This window comes from Stenotrophomonas veracruzanensis (assembly GCF_032911525.1).
GTDB lineage: Bacteria > Pseudomonadota > Gammaproteobacteria > Xanthomonadales > Xanthomonadaceae > Stenotrophomonas > Stenotrophomonas africana.
In genome coordinates this window covers 17,533-33,892 of record NZ_JAWJTI010000003.1, presented here as the reverse complement: position 1 = coordinate 33,892, position 16,360 = coordinate 17,533, and the positions used below count along the sequence as shown (strand labels likewise).

General features: G+C 66.7%; 13 protein-coding genes. 8 read left to right on the top strand and 5 right to left on the bottom strand.

Annotation, left to right across the window (positions count from 1 at the left end; genetic code table 11):
- The first annotated feature begins 52 nt into the window (after positions 1–52).
- From mgtA to R1H25_RS03510, 4 genes are all read left to right on the top strand, one after another.
- The gene (gene mgtA, locus R1H25_RS03525) at positions 53–2,812 is read left to right on the top strand and encodes a magnesium-translocating P-type ATPase (RefSeq protein WP_099589553.1); all 2,760 of its coding nucleotides are present in this window, start codon (positions 53–55) and stop codon (positions 2,810–2,812) included.
- A gap of 31 nt (positions 2,813–2,843) precedes the next feature.
- Positions 2,844–3,581 carry an MgtC/SapB family protein gene (locus R1H25_RS03520; protein WP_049448085.1) on the top strand — a complete coding sequence of 246 codons (738 nt, stop codon included), beginning with the start codon at positions 2,844–2,846 and terminating at the stop codon, positions 3,579–3,581.
- A gap of 322 nt (positions 3,582–3,903) precedes the next feature.
- Positions 3,904–4,959 carry a sensor histidine kinase gene (locus R1H25_RS03515; protein WP_057501537.1) on the top strand — a complete coding sequence of 352 codons (1,056 nt, stop codon included), beginning with the start codon at positions 3,904–3,906 and terminating at the stop codon, positions 4,957–4,959.
- Positions 4,952–5,593: a response regulator gene (locus R1H25_RS03510; protein ID WP_317222716.1), complete on the top strand. Its 642-nt coding sequence runs from the start codon at positions 4,952–4,954 to the stop codon at positions 5,591–5,593. Before R1H25_RS03515 ends, R1H25_RS03510 begins: the two co-directional genes overlap by 8 nt.
- Positions 5,594–5,756: 163 nt before the next feature.
- Here R1H25_RS03510 and R1H25_RS03505 read toward each other — a convergent pair whose 3' ends face one another.
- The 3 genes from R1H25_RS03505 to R1H25_RS03495 all read right to left on the bottom strand — a co-directional run bounded on the left by R1H25_RS03505 (position 5,757) and on the right by R1H25_RS03495 (position 7,725).
- Positions 5,757–6,191: an EamA family transporter gene (locus R1H25_RS03505; protein WP_317222714.1), complete on the bottom strand. Its 435-nt coding sequence runs from the start codon at positions 6,189–6,191 to the stop codon at positions 5,757–5,759.
- 85 nt (positions 6,192–6,276) lie between these two features.
- Entirely contained in the window at positions 6,277–7,449 is a 1,173-nt protein-coding gene (locus R1H25_RS03500) for a low temperature requirement protein A (RefSeq protein WP_317222713.1), read from the bottom strand.
- A 9-nt stretch (positions 7,450–7,458) separates the two neighbouring features.
- Positions 7,459–7,725, bottom strand: coding sequence for a hypothetical protein (locus R1H25_RS03495; protein ID WP_049448081.1), 267 nt, complete (start codon positions 7,723–7,725; stop codon positions 7,459–7,461).
- Positions 7,726–7,927: 202 nt separating this feature from the next.
- On the opposite strand from R1H25_RS03495, the gene R1H25_RS03490 reads away from it, so the two are divergent.
- The 4 genes from R1H25_RS03490 to blaL1 all read left to right on the top strand — a co-directional run bounded on the left by R1H25_RS03490 (position 7,928) and on the right by blaL1 (position 12,775).
- A complete protein-coding gene (locus R1H25_RS03490) occupies positions 7,928–8,452 on the top strand; it encodes an RNA polymerase sigma factor (RefSeq protein WP_317222712.1) in 525 nt (174 codons plus the stop codon).
- Complete coding sequence (locus R1H25_RS03485) at positions 8,449–9,300, top strand: FecR domain-containing protein (RefSeq protein ID WP_317222710.1); 852 nt, start codon at positions 8,449–8,451, stop codon at positions 9,298–9,300. Before R1H25_RS03490 ends, R1H25_RS03485 begins: the two co-directional genes overlap by 4 nt.
- Before the next feature lie 71 nt (positions 9,301–9,371).
- Positions 9,372–11,807 (top strand): TonB-dependent receptor, encoded by a 2,436-nt coding sequence (locus R1H25_RS03480; protein ID WP_317222709.1) that lies wholly within the window; start codon positions 9,372–9,374, stop codon positions 11,805–11,807.
- A 95-nt stretch (positions 11,808–11,902) separates the two neighbouring features.
- On the top strand, positions 11,903–12,775 hold the full coding sequence (blaL1, locus tag R1H25_RS03475; protein ID WP_057501531.1) for a L1 family subclass B3 metallo-beta-lactamase: 873 nt from the start codon (positions 11,903–11,905) through the stop codon (positions 12,773–12,775).
- Between the two features lie 111 nt (positions 12,776–12,886).
- Here the strand turns inward: blaL1 and R1H25_RS03470 are convergent, their stop codons facing one another.
- The gene (locus tag R1H25_RS03470; protein ID WP_241881591.1) at positions 12,887–13,417 is read right to left on the bottom strand and encodes a DUF411 domain-containing protein; all 531 of its coding nucleotides are present in this window, start codon (positions 13,415–13,417) and stop codon (positions 12,887–12,889) included.
- 482 nt (positions 13,418–13,899) lie between these two features.
- Positions 13,900–16,185, bottom strand: coding sequence for an FdhF/YdeP family oxidoreductase (locus tag R1H25_RS03465; RefSeq protein WP_317222708.1), 2,286 nt, complete (start codon positions 16,183–16,185; stop codon positions 13,900–13,902).
- Between the last annotated feature and the right edge of the window lie 175 nt (positions 16,186–16,360).

Here is a 16,360-nt window from a genome sequence, read left to right as displayed (position 1 = left end):
TATTCCGTTCATGTTCCGGCCGCGGCCGGCTCTGACATTCGAGGAGCGTCCCATGAGCCTGCTCAACGCCTGGTTCAACGCCTTCCTGCGCAGCCGTCGCGCAGGCAACCTGTTCCGCCGCCGTGCGATGCCCGAAGCCGGATTTGGCCCGGGTAGCACTGAAGCAGCGCCGTTCGCGCTCACCACCGGCCTGGTCACCCTCGCCCAGCAGGATGAAACCCAGCTGCTGCTCACGCTGGATTCGCATGCCGATGGCCTCAGCCCGCATGAGGCCGAGGAGCGGCTGGCGACGCTCGGTCCCAACGAGGTGGATCACGAAAAGCCGCTACCGTGGTGGCGGCACCTTTGGCAGTGCTACCGCAATCCGTTCAACCTGCTGCTGACCGTGCTGGCGGCGGTGTCTTGGCTGACCGAGGACATCAAGGCCACCATGGTGATCGGTGCAATGGTGCTGCTGTCCACGCTGATCCGCTTCGTGCAGGAGGGTCGCTCCAACCGCGCGGCCGAGCGGCTGAAGGCACTGGTCGGCAACACCGCCCGCGTGCTGCGCCGCAATCCCGGCACCGAAGCTGCGGACGTGGCCGACCAGTACTTCGGCGCGCACCTGCACAGCCGGCGCCCGGCACGCCTGCTGGACCTGCCGATCCGCGAACTGGTACCCGGCGACCACATCGTGCTGTCGGCCGGCGACATGATTCCGGCCGATTGCCGCGTGTTGACCGCCAAGGACCTGTTCGTGGCGCAGGCAGCGATGACCGGCGAATCCCTGCCGGTAGAAAAGTTCGCGCACCCGGGCGACGGGCTGGCCGGCCTGCTGGAACAACACAACCTGCTGTTCATGGGCACCAATGTGGTCTCCGGTACGGCCACTGCCATCGTGCTGGCCACCGGCAACCGCACCTACTTCGGCACGCTGGCCCAGCGCAGCACCGCTACCGACCGCGCGCCGACCGCGTTCCAGGCCGGCGTCAACAGTGTCAGCTGGCTGCTGATCCGCTTCGCGCTGGTGATGGTGCCGTTCGTGCTGCTGATCAACGGCTGGACCAAGGGCGACTGGACCGAGGCATTCCTGTTCGCGCTGTCGGTGGCAGTGGGCCTCACGCCGGAAATGCTGCCGATGATCGTCACCTCCACCCTGGCCAAGGGTGCGGTGCTGCTGTCGCGGCGCAAGGTGATCGTCAAGCGCCTGGATGCCATCCAGAACTTCGGCGCGATGGAAGTGCTGTGCACCGACAAGACCGGCACGCTCACCCAGGACAGGATCGCGCTGGAACGTCACACCGATGTGTTCGGTCACGATTCGGAAGACGTGCTGAAGTTCGCCTATCTCAACAGCCACTTCCAGACTGGCCTGATCAATCTGCTGGACCGTGCGGTACTGGAACACGTGGAGCTGCAGAGTTCGCTGCGGCTGTCCCAGGACTACCACAAGGTGGACGAGATTCCGTTCGATTTCGAGCGCCGTCGCATGTCGGTGGTGGTGTCCGAGCGCGAGGACCACCACGAGCTGATCTGCAAGGGCGCGGTGGAAGAAATGCTGGCGGTGTGCAGCACCGTGCGCGAGAACGGCCAGGACATGCCTCTGGACGAGCGCCGCCTGGCGCGGGTGCGGCAGACCACCGAGGAACTGAACGAACAGGGCCTGCGCGTGGTGGCGGTGGCGATGAAGGAGACCGCCGCCAGCCAGACCGCCTACTCGCAGGCCGACGAGTGCGGACTGACCCTGGTCGGCTACGTGGCCTTCCTGGACCCGCCGAAGGAATCGGCTGCGCAGGCGCTGCAGGCGCTGGCCGCGCATGGCGTGGAGGTCAAGGTCTTCACCGGTGACAACGAACTGGTGACCGCCCGCGTCTGCGCACAGGTGGGGCTGGACGCCGACACCATCCTGACCGGCCCGCAGATCGAGCGCATGGATGACGGTGCGCTTTCGCGGGCGCTGCACCACCATCGCGTGTTCGCACGGCTGACGCCGCTGCACAAGGAACGCCTCGTGCGCGAGCTGCGCGCGCAGGGCAAGGTGGTCGGCTTCCTCGGCGACGGCATCAACGATGCACCGGCGCTGCGTGCGGCCGATATCGGCATCAGCGTGGACAGCGCAGTAGACATCGCCAAGGAGGCGGCCGACATCATCCTGCTGGAAAAGAACCTGATGGTGCTGGAGGAAGGCGTCATCCAGGGCCGGCGCACGTTCAACAACATGCTGAAGTACATCCGCATGACCGCCAGCTCCAACTTCGGCAACGTGTTCTCGGTGCTGGTGGCCTCGGCTTTCCTGCCCTTCCTGCCGATGCTGCCGCTGCAGCTGCTGGTGCAGAACCTGCTGTACGACATCTCGCAGATCGCCATCCCGTTCGACAACGTTGACGAGGAGCTGGTGCGCAAGCCGCTGAAGTGGAACCCGGCGGACATTGGCCGCTTCATGGTGTTCTTCGGGCCGATCAGCTCGATCTTCGACCTGACCTGTTTCGCGCTGATGTGGTACGTGTTCGATGCACGCACGCCGGCCGACCAGGGCTTGTTCCAGTCCGGCTGGTTCGTGGTCGGCCTGCTGACCCAGACGCTGATCGTGCACATGATCCGTACGCCGAAGGTGCCGTTCCTGCAGAGCATCGCCGCGCCGCCGCTGCTGGTGATGACCGGCCTGATCATGGCAATCGGCGTGGCCCTGCCAATGAGCCCGCTCGCCGGCTACTTCAAGCTGCAGGCGCTGCCGGCCGGCTACTGGCCGTTCCTGGTGGCGATCCTGTTCGGTTATGCGGTGCTGACCACCGCGCTGAAGAAGTTCTACATCCGTCGCTACGGCTGGCAGTAAGCGCCCGCCGCCTTGTCCAGGGAGAATCACAATGGACATCAATCCGAACCTGCCGGCGTTCAACGCCGGCGCAACCCTGAGTTCGCTGATCAGCCTGTCGGTGGCGTTCGTGCTGGGCACGGCCATCGGCCTGGAACGGCAGCTGCGCCAACGCACCGCCGGCCTGCGTACCAATACGCTGGTGGCGGTGGGCGCGGCGGTGTTCGTCGACCTGGCCGTGCGCTTCCATGACCTGTATGGCGGACCACCCTCGCCGCTGCATGTGGTGGCCTATGTGATCTCCGGCGTCGGCTTCCTCGGCGCCGGCGCGATCATGAAGGACGGTGCGCAGGTGTCCGGCCTGAACACCGCCGCCACCCTGTGGGGATCGGCGGCAGTGGGCGCCTGTGCCGGCATCAAGCTGCTGCCCGAGGCGGTGTTGGCTGCGGTGTTTGTGCTGGCCGCCAACACCCTGTTGCGGCCGGTGGTGAACCGCATCCAGCGGCAGCCGCTGCCGGAAGCGTTCAGCGAGGCGACCTATGCGATCAACGTGGTCTGCCAGCGCGAGCAGCAGGCCGAGGTGCTGGACCAGCTGTTGCTGCTGCTTGAGCAGGCGCAGTACCCCGTACGCGCGGTGGACCAGCGCCCGTTCGGCGAGCGCGACGTGGAGATCGAGGCGGTGCTGTATGCCACCACGGTCGATGCCGGCGAACTGGATGCGGTGCTGGCCACGCTGGCGACCACACCCGGTGTGCTGCAGGGGTTCTGGAACGCCAGCCTGGAGGAGTAGTGGCGGCCGCTGGCCGGCAACTCCGTGCACCGCTTTGGTAAGTGCCGACCTGGGTAGGCACAGAACTATCAGATGCCATGCCTCCTGCGAGAGCCTGCCGACCAAGGTCGGCATCTACCAACAGCCCGCATGCATCGCTTTGGTGGGTGCCGACCGTTGGTCGGCACAAACCCTCATCGCCCCCCCTTTCAATTGCTGTGCCGACCAACGGTCGGCACCTACCAAGAGCCGGCACCCACCCCACAGGAGCCTGCCGACCAGGGTCGGCATCCACCGATGGCGGCTTTGCTATCCTTTCCGCCCACGCCAGGGAGCCGTCCCGATGCCATCGCTGTCGCCCCGTCGCCCGCTGGTGCTGCTGGCCCTGATCGTCGTGATGGCGGCGATCTTCCTGATCGACACCGTCACCGATTACGCGGTCGCCGCCGCCTGCTTCTACGCGGCGGTCATCCTCGCCGCAGCGCGCGTACTGAGCGCGCGCGGGCTGATCACCCTGGCCGTCGCCTGCATCGCACTCACCGGGCTGAGCTTCTTCCTGACCCGCTTCGGCACCTACCGCATCGGCCTGGTCAATTCGGTGATCGGCATGTTGGTGATCGGCATCACCACCTATCTCGCCCTGAACATGGAAGCGGCCAAGGCCGCCGTGCAGGAGGCGCAGGGCCGTCTGCTGCGGGTGGCGCGCGCCTCCACCGTGGGCGAGCTCACCACCTCCATCGCCCATGAAGTGAACCAGCCGCTGGCGGCCATCGCCAGCAGCGCCGAGGCCTGCCAACGCTGGCTGGCCCAAGACCCACCGAACGTGGACAAGGCACGCCAGACCGTAGCCCGCATCCTGGCCGATGCGCACCGCGCCGGTGACGTGATCGTCCGCATCCGCGGCCTGACCCAGGGCGCGGCACCGGAACGACGGGCCTTCGACCTGAACCAGGCGGTGGAGGAGATGCTGGCGCTGTCGCGCAGTGAACTGGACCAGCACGGCGTGGCGGTGGCCCTGCTGCTGGATGCCGACCTGCCGCTGGTGCAGGCCGACCGCGTGCAGGTGCAGCAGGTAATTGGCAACCTGATCCTCAATGCGGTGGACGCGATGGAGTCAGTCCCCGCCGCCGACCGTCGGCTGTCCCTGCTGACCCGGCGTGACGGCCAGCGGGTCAGTCTCAGCGTGCGCGACCGGGGCGTGGGCCTGCCCTCCGATCATCCCGAGCGCGTATTCGATGCATTCTGGACCACCAAATCACATGGGCTCGGCCTGGGCCTCAGCCTGAGCCGTTCGATGATCGAGGCCAACGACGGCCAGATCCGCGCCGAACGACCAGCAGGCGGCGGTGCCTGCTTCGTCTTCGACCTGCCCATCGCCACGGACGTTCAACATGCGTAAGCCCGCTGCCCCAGCCATCGATCCAGCACCCATCGTCTACGTGATCGACGACGACCCGTCGGTGCGCGCGGCACTGGAAGACCTGCTGGCCTCGATGGGCCTGCAGGTGCGGGCGTTCGCTTCCACCCAAGCCTTCCTCGAACACGAACTGGAAGATGCACCGGCCTGCCTGGTGCTGGACGTGCGCATGCCCGGCCAGAGTGGGCTGGAGTTCCATCGCACGATGGGCAGTCACGGCCTGCAGCTGCCGGTGGTGTTCATCACCGGCCACGGCGACATTGCGATGGGCGTCAACGCGATCAAGGACGGAGCCATCGAGTTCCTGACCAAGCCATTCCGTGACCAGGAGCTGCTGGATGCCATCCACAAGGGCATCGAGATCGACCGCCAGCGCCGCCGCGACGGCGAGGCACTCGGCGCGCTGCAACTGCGCTGGGAGACTCTCAACGCCGGCGAGCGCGAGGTGGTCGACGGTGTGGTACGCGGCCGCCTCAACAAGCAGATCGCCGGCGACCTCGGGGTCAGCGAGATCACGGTGAAGGTGCGCCGCGCGCAGGTGATGCGCAAGATGGGTGCGCGCACCCTGGTCGACCTTGTGCGGATGTATGACCGCCTGCAGGCAGGTACTGCGTGAACGCATCGGAGCCGGTAGAGTCGACTGTCAGTCGACTGCTGTTCGTCCGGATGCAGGAAACCTCACGCCTTGCGCATTAGTCGACTGACAGTCGACTCTACACGTGGGTACCGCGCGCTTCGCCCTGCATCCTGCCCTCCCTCGTTGATGGGTTTGAACGCTGCTACTTCTTCGTCGCCAGTACGATCACCCCGGCCAGCACAAGGCCGATGCCGCTCCACTCCCGCAGGGTCGGACGTTCGCCCAGCAGCAGGTAGGCCAGCACGATCACCAGCACCACACTGAATTTGTCGACCACTGCGACCTTGGCCAGCTCACCACTCTGCAGCGCGCGGAAATAGAACAGCCATGAAGCGCCGGTGGCCAGTGCCGACAGCATCAGGAACAGCTGGGTGCGGCCCGGCAGCAGCAACGGATTGGACCATTTGCCGGTGACCACCACCAGCGGCAGGATCACCGCGGCCACCACCAGGGTGCGGATCGCCATGGCCAGGTCCGAGTCGACGCCCTTGACGCCAATCCTGGCGAACAGCGCAGTCAACGCTGCGAACACGGCAGACAGTCCGGCCCACAACAACCATTGCGGCAGGTTCTGCATGAAGTGCTGCTCCCGGTTCAAAGGGGGTGCCGACAACGCTACTCTCATCGCCCGCCCGCGCAAGTACGGCCACGGCGCGTGCGGATCATGCGCGCTGCAGGCGACGCTTCAACTGCGTATCCATCAAGCCCACCGCCAGCAGCACCGCGCTGGTCAGCCAGCCAGCGGCCAGCAGATGGATGTGCGGCAGAACCACGCCCAACACGACCAACGCCACTGCACCGACCAGATGCGAATACGGGGCGCGCCCGTACACAATGCGCTTGTACAAGGCGCTGCCAAGCAGGTAGATCAATGGTCCGGCAACCAGCACCGCAGCGTAGACCGGGGTCACCGCCTCACCAGGATGGTCCATGACCAGATCATTTCCGACCGCGGTGGCGATGATGCCGGCGATCAGCAGCGCATGCACGTAGTGGAAGTTGGCCCCCATCCGCCCGGGGTCCTCGGAATGGGTGATCGCCACGGTGGCATCGCGGCTGGAGATGCCGAAATACAACCACCACATGGCGATGGTGCCGGCGAAGGTGGCCAGCACCGCCGAGACCACATCGCCGCTCCAGTGCTCGACCTCACTGAGCACGCCGCCAGTGGCCAGCAACGTCTCACCCAGTGCGACGATGACGAACAGCTGGCAACGCTCGGCCAGGTGCCCGCCTTCGATGGTCCACTCCCGGGTGTGCGAACGGCCCAGCCCCGGAAACGCGAAACCGAACATCGGCGAGATGTACTCGCAGGCCACCGCCAACGCCCACAACGCCAGGCGTAGATTGCCCTCGGCTGCAGCGCCGGCCAGCCAGAAGCAGGCCGACACGCTTACCCACGCCAGCATGCGGCGGAAATTGGGCGCCAGCGGGTGGCGGCGCCCGACCTCCAGCAGCACGAACACCGTGCGCCCGACCTGCATGGTGGCGTAGGCCCCCGCGAAGACCCAGGCGCGATCAGCGAAGGCCTCGGGAATGGACGAGGACATCAGCAGCGCCAGCAGCATGGTGACGAACAGCAGGCTGCGGATGCGTGGCGCCTCCGGATCGAACCAGTTGCTGACCCAGCAGGCGTACTGCCAGCCCAGCCAGACCGCGAACCACAGCACCAGGGTCTGCATGACGCCGGCCAGGTCCAGGTGATGCAGCAGATGGTGGCTGAGCTGGGTAACCGCAAATACGTAAACGAGGTCGAAGAACAGCTCTTCGTAGGTCACGCGGGCGTGGTGGCCATCGCGCTGGCGCAGGGCAGGCAGTCTCTGTTGTGTGCTCATGACCGTCCTTCAGCGCGCCAGGCGCCAGTACAGCAGACCGGCCAGCAAGGCCGGCACGGCGAATACCAGCAGCAGGATCGGCAGTTCCTCCCGCACGGCGTAGCCGGCCCTGCTCACGCCCACCCACATGTTGGCCACCGTCACCAGCAGCCAGGTGGCGATGAACGCGATCAGGGCCGTGGGCAGCTGTGACTGGCCTACGCTCCACAGCCGCCCGAAGAGCAGGAACACCCCCAACAACAGCACCCCACCCACCATCACCAGAAGCACGTGCATGGTCCATCTCCCTGAGCCTGCTGGCAGGCTAGCCGCGCCCGATTCTGCGCTCCAGCCGATGATCGTGGTTTCACTTTCCAGCCCCGCCGAACAATCCCGATCTCCGCGCCACATGGCAAACGCGAACGGTTCCCATTAGTATTGCGTCATCGCGCAGGGATGCCCTCCCCGTGCCCGCCCATTGCCCTTGCTTCCGGTCCGGATGTCCCAGCTGCCTTCCCCACACCCTCCTGCGCTGCCGCTGGTGTCCTCGCTGGTGCGCCACTACGAGGAACTGGTGGAGTACCTGCGCTGCCGTTTCCGTTCGCCAGGGCTGGCCCGTGAAGTGGTGCACGATGTCTGCGTGCGGCTGCTCGAACGCCCGGCCGCCTACGATGCACGGCATCCCATCGCGCTGCTGCGGCGCATCGCCCACGATGCGGCGGTGGACCGCTGCCGCGCCGAGGACCTGCGCCGGCACTGGGTGGAGGCGCGCGCCGAATTGCCCGATGACGCCTGCGAGCGCCCCGGACCCGAGCGCCAGGCACAGGGCCAGCAGGCGCTGCAGCGGCTGACCACCAGCATCGAGCGCATGCCCTGCCGGCGGCAGAAGGTGTTCATCCTGCACAAGATCCATGAGCTGCCCCAGGCCGAGGTGGCGCAGCGGATGGGCATCGGCCTGAAGGCAGTGGAACGTCATCTGCGCCTGGCCATGGCCGACTGTCGGCTGCACGGTGCGCTGCGGTGAGCCCTGCATCACCCGATCCGGTACCGCCGTCGCCGCCCGCCGAACCGTCCGCCGAGGACACGCTCGATCAGCACCGGGAGGCACTGAAGGAGCGTTTCCCGTTGCCAGGCCCGGAGCAGCTGCAGCGGCGGCGCGGCGGATCTGGCGCGAAACGGGTACTGCCGGTGCTGTTGCTGGCGGCCGCCGCGCTGCTGCTGGCCGACCCGGCCTGGCAGGTGCGTGACTACCAGACCGCCGTCGGCGAGCGCCGCGACATCGAGCTGCCGGACGGCAGCCGCGTGCTGCTCGACGCGGGAACCCACCTGCAGGTCCGTCGCCACCTGCGTTCGCGGCGGGTGCTGCTGGCGCAGGGCCATGCGCGCTTCGAGGTGCAGCATTCGGCGTGGCGCCGCTTCCAGGTCGATGCCGGGCCGGTACAGGTACGCAACTACGGCACGGTGTTCGATGTTGACCGCCAGGGTGAACTGAGCGAGGTGACACTGTGGCGCGGCGAGGTTGGCGTTCGCGTCGACGAGGGCAACAGCGAACAGCGGCTGAAGCCAGGGCAGCGCCTGTTGGCCCAGCGTGGATCGCTGTCTCCTCCGGAGGCCATCGATCCAGAGCAGGCGGACTGGACCACCGGACGCCTGCAGTTCGACCGCATGCCACTGAGCGAGGTCCTGCGCATCCTGCAGCGCTATCACGACCGTCCCATCGTATTGGATGACCCAACGCTGGGGCCTCTGCAGGTGTCGGGCGTGTTCGATGCCGACCACGCAGAGACCGTACTCACGCTGCTGCCCGAGATCCTGCCGGTGCAGGTGCACGCCGCTTCCGATGGCAGCCTGCATCTGCGCGCCCGCGATTGAATGCCACACCGAGGGTGGGTTGCGCGCCGTCCCATCCGGCAAGTGCTTGAACCCTTCCGAAGGACCCCCGCATGACCCCCCCTGTTCCGCCTGCCGCCCTGCGCCGGCTGGCCCCCACCCTGCTCGCTGCCTGCCTGTGTGCCGCCCTGCCCGCCACGGCGCAGACCGCTGCCTCCGCGCCCGTCGAGCTGCATCTGCCGGCCGGCCCGTTGCAGGCTTCGCTCAGCTCGCTTGCCCGGCAGAGTGGCATCCAGCTGCTGTTCGCGGCCGACAGCGTGAGCGGCCGCAATGCACCCGCCCTCGACGGCCGTTACACCCCGCACGACGCCCTGCAGCGCCTGTTGGCCGGGCAGGGCCTGGCGATGCAGGAACGTTCGCCAGGTGTGTTCGTGGTGAATGCCGCGCCAGCGCGCGCACCGGCCACGCCGCGCACCCCGGCCCGGGCCGCGTCATCAGCGCCGTCATCCGCAACGACAACCTCGCTGGCCCGCGTCACGGTCTCGGCCTCGACCGCGCGCATGCCGCAGGGCGAGACCGCCATGCCCAATACCATCACGGTGCTGACCCGCGAGGACATCGCCCAGCAGCTGGCGCTGGGTTCGGATGTGTCGCGGGTGCTGTCGTCACAGATTCCGGCGTTTGCCCCGGCGCGCGAGAAGATGTCCAACTACGGCGAAACCATGCGCGGCCGCGGCATCCTGTACATGGTCGACGGCGTGCCGCAGTCGACGCCGCTGCGCGATGGCTCGCGTGATTCGCACACCATCGACCCGGCGATGATCGAGCGCATCGAGGTCATCCACGGTGCCAATGCGCTGCAGGGCATCGGCGGTACCGGCGGCATCGTCAACATCATCACCCGCAGCGCGCCCAGTGAGCCGGGCGCGTTCCTGCTGGACACCAACGTCAGCTACAGCGCTGCCCTGCCCAGCCGCCACGATGACAATGGCCAGCGCGGCTCGGCCCTGGTAGGCGTGCGTGGTGAGCAGTTCGACCTGGTCGCCGGCCTGGCCTATGAGAAGCAGGGCCTGTACCACGACGGCGAGGGCCGATCGATCGGCACCAACGCGCAGGGCGAGCTGATGGACTCGACCTCATCGAACGTGTTTGCCAAGCTGGGCTGGAACATCGCCGAGGGCCACCGCCTGCAGGTGATGGCCAACCGCTTCGAACTGCGCGGGCTGGACAACTACCTGGCCATCAACGGTGACTACCGCACCGGTCGCCCGACCATTTCGGTTCCCGGTGATACGCCGCTCGATCCGCCGATGAACCGCTCGCGTTCGCTGACGGTGGACTACAGCGCCGCCGACCTGCTCGGTGGCCGTTTCCAGGCGCAGGCCTTCGCGGTGGATTTCGAAGGCCGCTACGGTGCCAGCCAGTGGGATCCGTGGGGCAACACCGGCGCCAATGCCGCCTGGGACCAGACCCAGAATGAATCGGACAAGCGCGGCTTCAAGCTGACCCAGAGCTGGAGCCGCATCGCCGACACCACGCTGGACGTGACCCTGGGCCTGGACGGCCTGCGCGACCGCACCCACCAAGTGTTGCTGGCCAGTGGCATGAACTGGGTGCCTCAGACCACCTACCAGAGCCTGTCACCGCTGCTGCAGCTGCACTGGTGGCCGACCGATCACCTGATGCTGTCCGGCGGCCTGCGTTACGAAAAGGGCGAGCTGGAAGTGGGTGACTACACTACCCTGCCCCGTTACGGCGCACGCAAGGTGGCCGGTGGCAAGCCGACGATGAGCGAGACCCTGCCCAACTTCGGCGCGGTCTGGTACATCAACGACCGCCTGAACGCCTACGCCTCGTACTCGGAGGGCTACACCGTCGCCGACGTCGGCCGTGTGCTGCGCGCGATCAACCGCGACGGCCAGCGCGTGGACAGCCTCATCGACCTGTCACCGGTAGTGTCTGACAACCGCGAGATCGGACTGGAGTACGACGATGGCCGCTTCAGCGGTGACATTGCCTACTACACCTCCGAATCCAAGCTCGGCTCGGTACTGATCTACGATCCGGGCATCGATGCCTATGCGGTGCAGCGCCAGGCCACCCGCGTGGAAGGCTTTGAAAGCAACCTGCGCCTGCGGTTGGGCAACAGCCGCCTCGGCCTGGGCTATGCACGCGCCAACGGCCGCTACGACGCCGACGTCGACGGTCGCCTCGACAGCGACCTGGCTGGTGTGAACATCGCACCGAACCGGTTGACTGCGTTCTGGGAACAGAGCTGGACGCCGCAGCTCAGCACCCGCCTGCAGGCCAGCCATGCCTTCGACAGAGACTTCGACCTGCGTGGTGCGCGGGTGGCCGAGTTCAAGGGTTACACCACTTTGGATCTGGTCGCGCGCTATACGCTGGACAAGCATGCCTTCACGCTGGGCGTGCAGAATCTGGCAGGCAAGCAGTACATCAGCTACTACTCGCAGACCACGCCGTCGAACCCGAGCTATTTCTCCGGTCGCGGCCGGGTGCTGACGCTGGGGTGGCAGTACCGGTACTGATCCATGGCGTCCTTATGGGAGCCATGAAATCTATGCGAGACGCGATGAAGGAGGCCCATGCTAGTTTCTGGGCCTCCTTCAAGCGGACGTGAATCATGCGTTTTACCCTGCTCGCCTTCGCCCTGGCCGTCGCTCTTCCGGCCGCCCACGCCAGCGCCGCCGAGGCACCGCTGCCACAGCTGCGGGCCTACACCGTGGATGCGTCCTGGCTGCAGCCGATGGCGCCGCTGCAGATTGCCGACCACACCTGGCAGATCGGCACCGAGGACCTGACTGCGCTGCTGGTGCAGACCGCCGAGGGGGCAGTACTGCTGGATGGCGGCATGCCGCAGATGGCCAGCCACCTCATCAGCAACATGAAGGTGCGCGGCGTGGCCCCGCAGGACCTGCGGTTGATCCTGCTCAGCCATGCGCATGCCGACCACGCCGGCCCGGTCGCCGAGCTCAAGCGTCGAACCGGCGCGCATGTGGCGGCCAATGCCGAATCGGCGGTGCTGCTGGCGCGCGGCGGTAGCAACGACCTGCACTTTGCTGACGGCATAACGTATCCGCCGGCCAGCGCCGACCGGATCATCATGGATGGTGAAGCGGTCACGGTGGGCGGCATCACATTCACCGCGCACTTCATGCCAGGGCATACCCCGGGCAGCACCGCCTGGACCTGGACCGACACCCGCGATGGCAAGCCGGTGCGCATCGCCTACGCCGACAGCCTGAGCGCGCCGGGTTACCAGCTGAAGGGCAACCCTCGCTATCCACGCCTGATCGAGGACTACAAGCGCAGCTTCACCACCGTGCGCGGTCTGCCCTGCGATCTGCTGCTGACCCCGCATCCGGGTGCCAGCAACTGGAACTATGCCGCCGGCAGCAAGGCCAGCGCCAATGCACTGACCTGCAGCGCCTACGCGGATGCGGCCGAGAAGAAATTCGACGCGCAGCTGGCCAAGGAAACGGCCGGGGACCGCTGATTCTGTAGAGTCGAGCTTGCTCGACTGAAACGCAGAGCAGTCGAGCATGGCTCGACGCTACACAGGGCGCATCGAAGGGTGCCGGTGAGACTGACCGGCACCCACCGTCTATCAGCCGCCCTGCCCGTGCTGTGCAAACGGCTCGGTGCTGCCGTCGGTCCGCACCAGCTCGACGGTGTATGGCTGCACGTAGCCATCCGGCATTTCCATGCCCGGCGAACCGGCCGGCATGCCGGGCAGCACCAGCCCACGCGCCGCCGGACGTTCGGCCAGCAGCCGCTTGATGTCCTCAGCCGGGATGTGGCCCTCGACCATATACCCGCCAATCTCGGCGGTATGGCACGACGCCTTGCCGACCGGCACACCCAGCCGGACCTTGATCGGATTCATGTCATCGGTGTCGCGCACATCGACCTGGAAGCCGGCGGCCTTCAGGTGGTCGACCCATATGCCGCAGCAACCGCAGCTGGCGGTCTTGTGCACGATGGCCACCGGCAAGGCCGGATCGACCTTGGCCGGGCTGGCCTGGGCCGGCGCATCGCTGGCGACCGGCGCCGCAGCGGATTCTTCGGCGGCACGAGCGCAGGCGGTCGTGGCCAAGACGGTGCCCAGCAGCAGGCCGAGGGAGAGAGTACGGTTCATTGAGTGATTCCTTTGCAAAGACGGGCAACGCGGCCCGTCGCCCGCGCATCGAAGGCGCGGGCAGAGTCGAGAGAAAGTCGAGCAGTCATGGCAGGCGCTTGAGGCCTGCAGGGAATCACGCGATGGGGGGACGCAACGGATCCGGCATCAGAGGCGGTGCGCGTTGCTGGGTGCTGGCCGGAACAGGCGCTTCGCGCCAGGGCGAGGCCGGTGTTCCGTTCAACGTCGCCAGCATGCCCAGGCAGGCGGGCGGGCATTCGCACTCACCGCTCTGGCAGGCCGCCGGGGCCGCATCAGCATCGCAACAGCCCGCCGCCATCGCGGCCGAGTGCGGTGCAGCGCAATGCGCCTGGCTGGCCGGGCCGCTGTACGAAAACGCGGCAAGCGCCAGCGCTGGTGCATTCAGCACCAGGGCGACAAGCAACATCCAACGCAGCAGCAGGCCAGGCAGGTTCACACGCCGATGATAGCCGATGCGCGCGCTACGCAATCGCCGCCGCCATCGCCCGCATCCGCACCGGGATCGACTTTGCCGCGGGGGTTCCGCTGATCCGGTCGTAGTAGTCCAGCGGCAGCAAGGGGTTCAGTTCCGGGTAGTAGCCGGCCAGCGCACCGCGCGGCATCGGGTAGTCCAGCACGGTCAGGCCCTCGATGCGCCGCTGCACGCCATCGCCGCTGATCGTCTCGAGGCTGACCAGGGCTTCCTTGTCCAGCCCGCGCGCCAGCCGGTCCTCGATGTTCATGAACAGCACCATGCGATCGTTGTACACGCCGCGATAGCGGTCGTTGTAGCTGTAGATGGTGGTGTTGTACTGGTCATGCGAGCGCACGGTGGCCAGCCGCAGCATGTCCGGATCGTGTACGGGATCGTCCACGTCCAGGCCAGGCATCACCAGGATGTTGGCCTTGCCATTGGGCGTGGGCCAGACGCGGCGGCGCGGCGGGATGTCCAGATGGAAGCCATGCGGCTGCTGGACGCGCTCGTTGAAGCCAGTGTAGATCTCCGGGTACAAGGCCGCGATCAGCTCACGGATGGGTGCGTAGTCATGCATGCAACCCGCCCAGTCGACCCTGCTGCGTGGCAGCGCGGCCATCGCCATGCGGCAGACGATCTCGACCTCGGGCAACACATCGGCACTGACCGGCTCGAGCACGCCGCGCGAGGCGGTCACGTTGGACATCGCGTCTTCAATGGTGACGAACTGCTCGCCGGCCGGCGTGACGATGCGCTCCGAGCGCGCCACCACCGGCAGGATCAGCGCATCGCGGCCATGAACAAGATGACCGCGATTGAGCTTGGTGGCGATCCCCACGGTCAGGTCCAGGCCGCGCATCGCTTCGTACGCACGCGGGGTATCGGGCACCGCATGGATGAAGTTGCCACCCAGGCCGATGAACACCTTGGCACTGCCATCCAGCATCGCCTCGATGGATTCGACCACATGGTGGCCATGCTCGCGCGGCGGGTCGAAGCCGAACACCTGCTGCACGCGGTCCAGATAGGCCTGCTTGGGCTTTTCGTCGATGCCGACGGTGCGGTCGCCCTGCACATTGGAATGGCCCCGGATCGGCCCGATGCCAGCACCGGGCTTGCCGAAATTGCCACGCAGCAACAGCAGGTTGGCGACCTGCTGCAGCAGGCGCGAGCCGTACTGGTGCTGGGTCAGCCCCATGCCGTAGCAGATCACGGTGGCATTGGAGCGGATGTAGATCTCCGCACAGCGACGGATCTGCGCCTGCGAAATGCCGGACACCTGCACGATCTCATCCCAGTCCTGCGCCATCACGTCTTCGCGCAGCCCCTCCAGGCCCACCGTGTGTTCTGACAGGAAATCATGGTCGAGCACGCGCTCGCCCTGCGCCTCGCGCTCGAACATCACCTTCATCATGCCCTTGATCAGGGCCAGGTCGCCGCCGATGCGGATGTGCACGAACTCGCTGGTGATTTCGGTTGAACCGAACGTGGCCATCTGCACCATGTCCTGCGGTTCGGCGAAACGGATCAGCGCGCGCTCGGGCATCGGGTTGACCGCCACGATCGGAATGCCACGTTTGCGCGCGTCGACCAGGTTGCTCATCATCCGCGGTGAATTGGTGCCGGTGTTCTGCCCGATCACGAAGATCGCCTCGGCATGCTCGAAATCCTGCAGCACGATGGTGCCCTTGCCCACCCCGATGGCTGGCGGCAGGCCACGGCTGGTCGGCTCGTGGCACATGTTCGAGCAGTCCGGGAAATTATTGGTGCCGAACTCGCGCACGAAGATCGAATACAGGAACGCGGCTTCGTTGGGCGTGCGGCCGGACGTGTAGAACTCGGCCTGGTGCGGGCTGTCCAGCGCCTGCAGGTGGCGGCCGATCAGCGCGAAGGCATCGTCCCAGCTGCACGGCACGTAGTGGTCGGTGGCTGCGTCGTAGCGCATCGGCTCGGTCAGCCGGCCCTGCATCTCCAGCCAGTAGTCGGTCTGCGCCATCAGTTCGGTCACGGTATACCGGGCGAACAGTTCGCGGCCGGCGCGGAACTGGGTGGCTTCCCAGGCCAGTGCCTTCGCGCCGTTCTCGCAGAACTCCAGCTTCTTGCGTTCGTCAGCGTCAGGGAACGCGCAACTGGGGCACTTGAAGCCGCCGGGCTGGTTCATCGCCAGCAACGCCTTCGACCCCTTGCCGATCACGCTCTGCTGCAGCAGCACCTTGGCCGTTGCGCCGGCGGCACCCCAGCCACCGGCGGGCTGGTTGTAGGGTTTGTAACGCGGCGGCTTCTGCTCGGACATGTTCGGGAACCTTACGGGAGGAACGCGGCAACAATGGGCACATCGCAGTCCGGCGGCGCCTTCAATCGCACGGCCAGCCCCACAGTCAAACACGGCCTGCACGGCTTCGCCAGTGGCTGCACCCTGTTTTCAGCGCAGCCTGCCATGACAACGGTTACACCTGCGTCAGCGCATG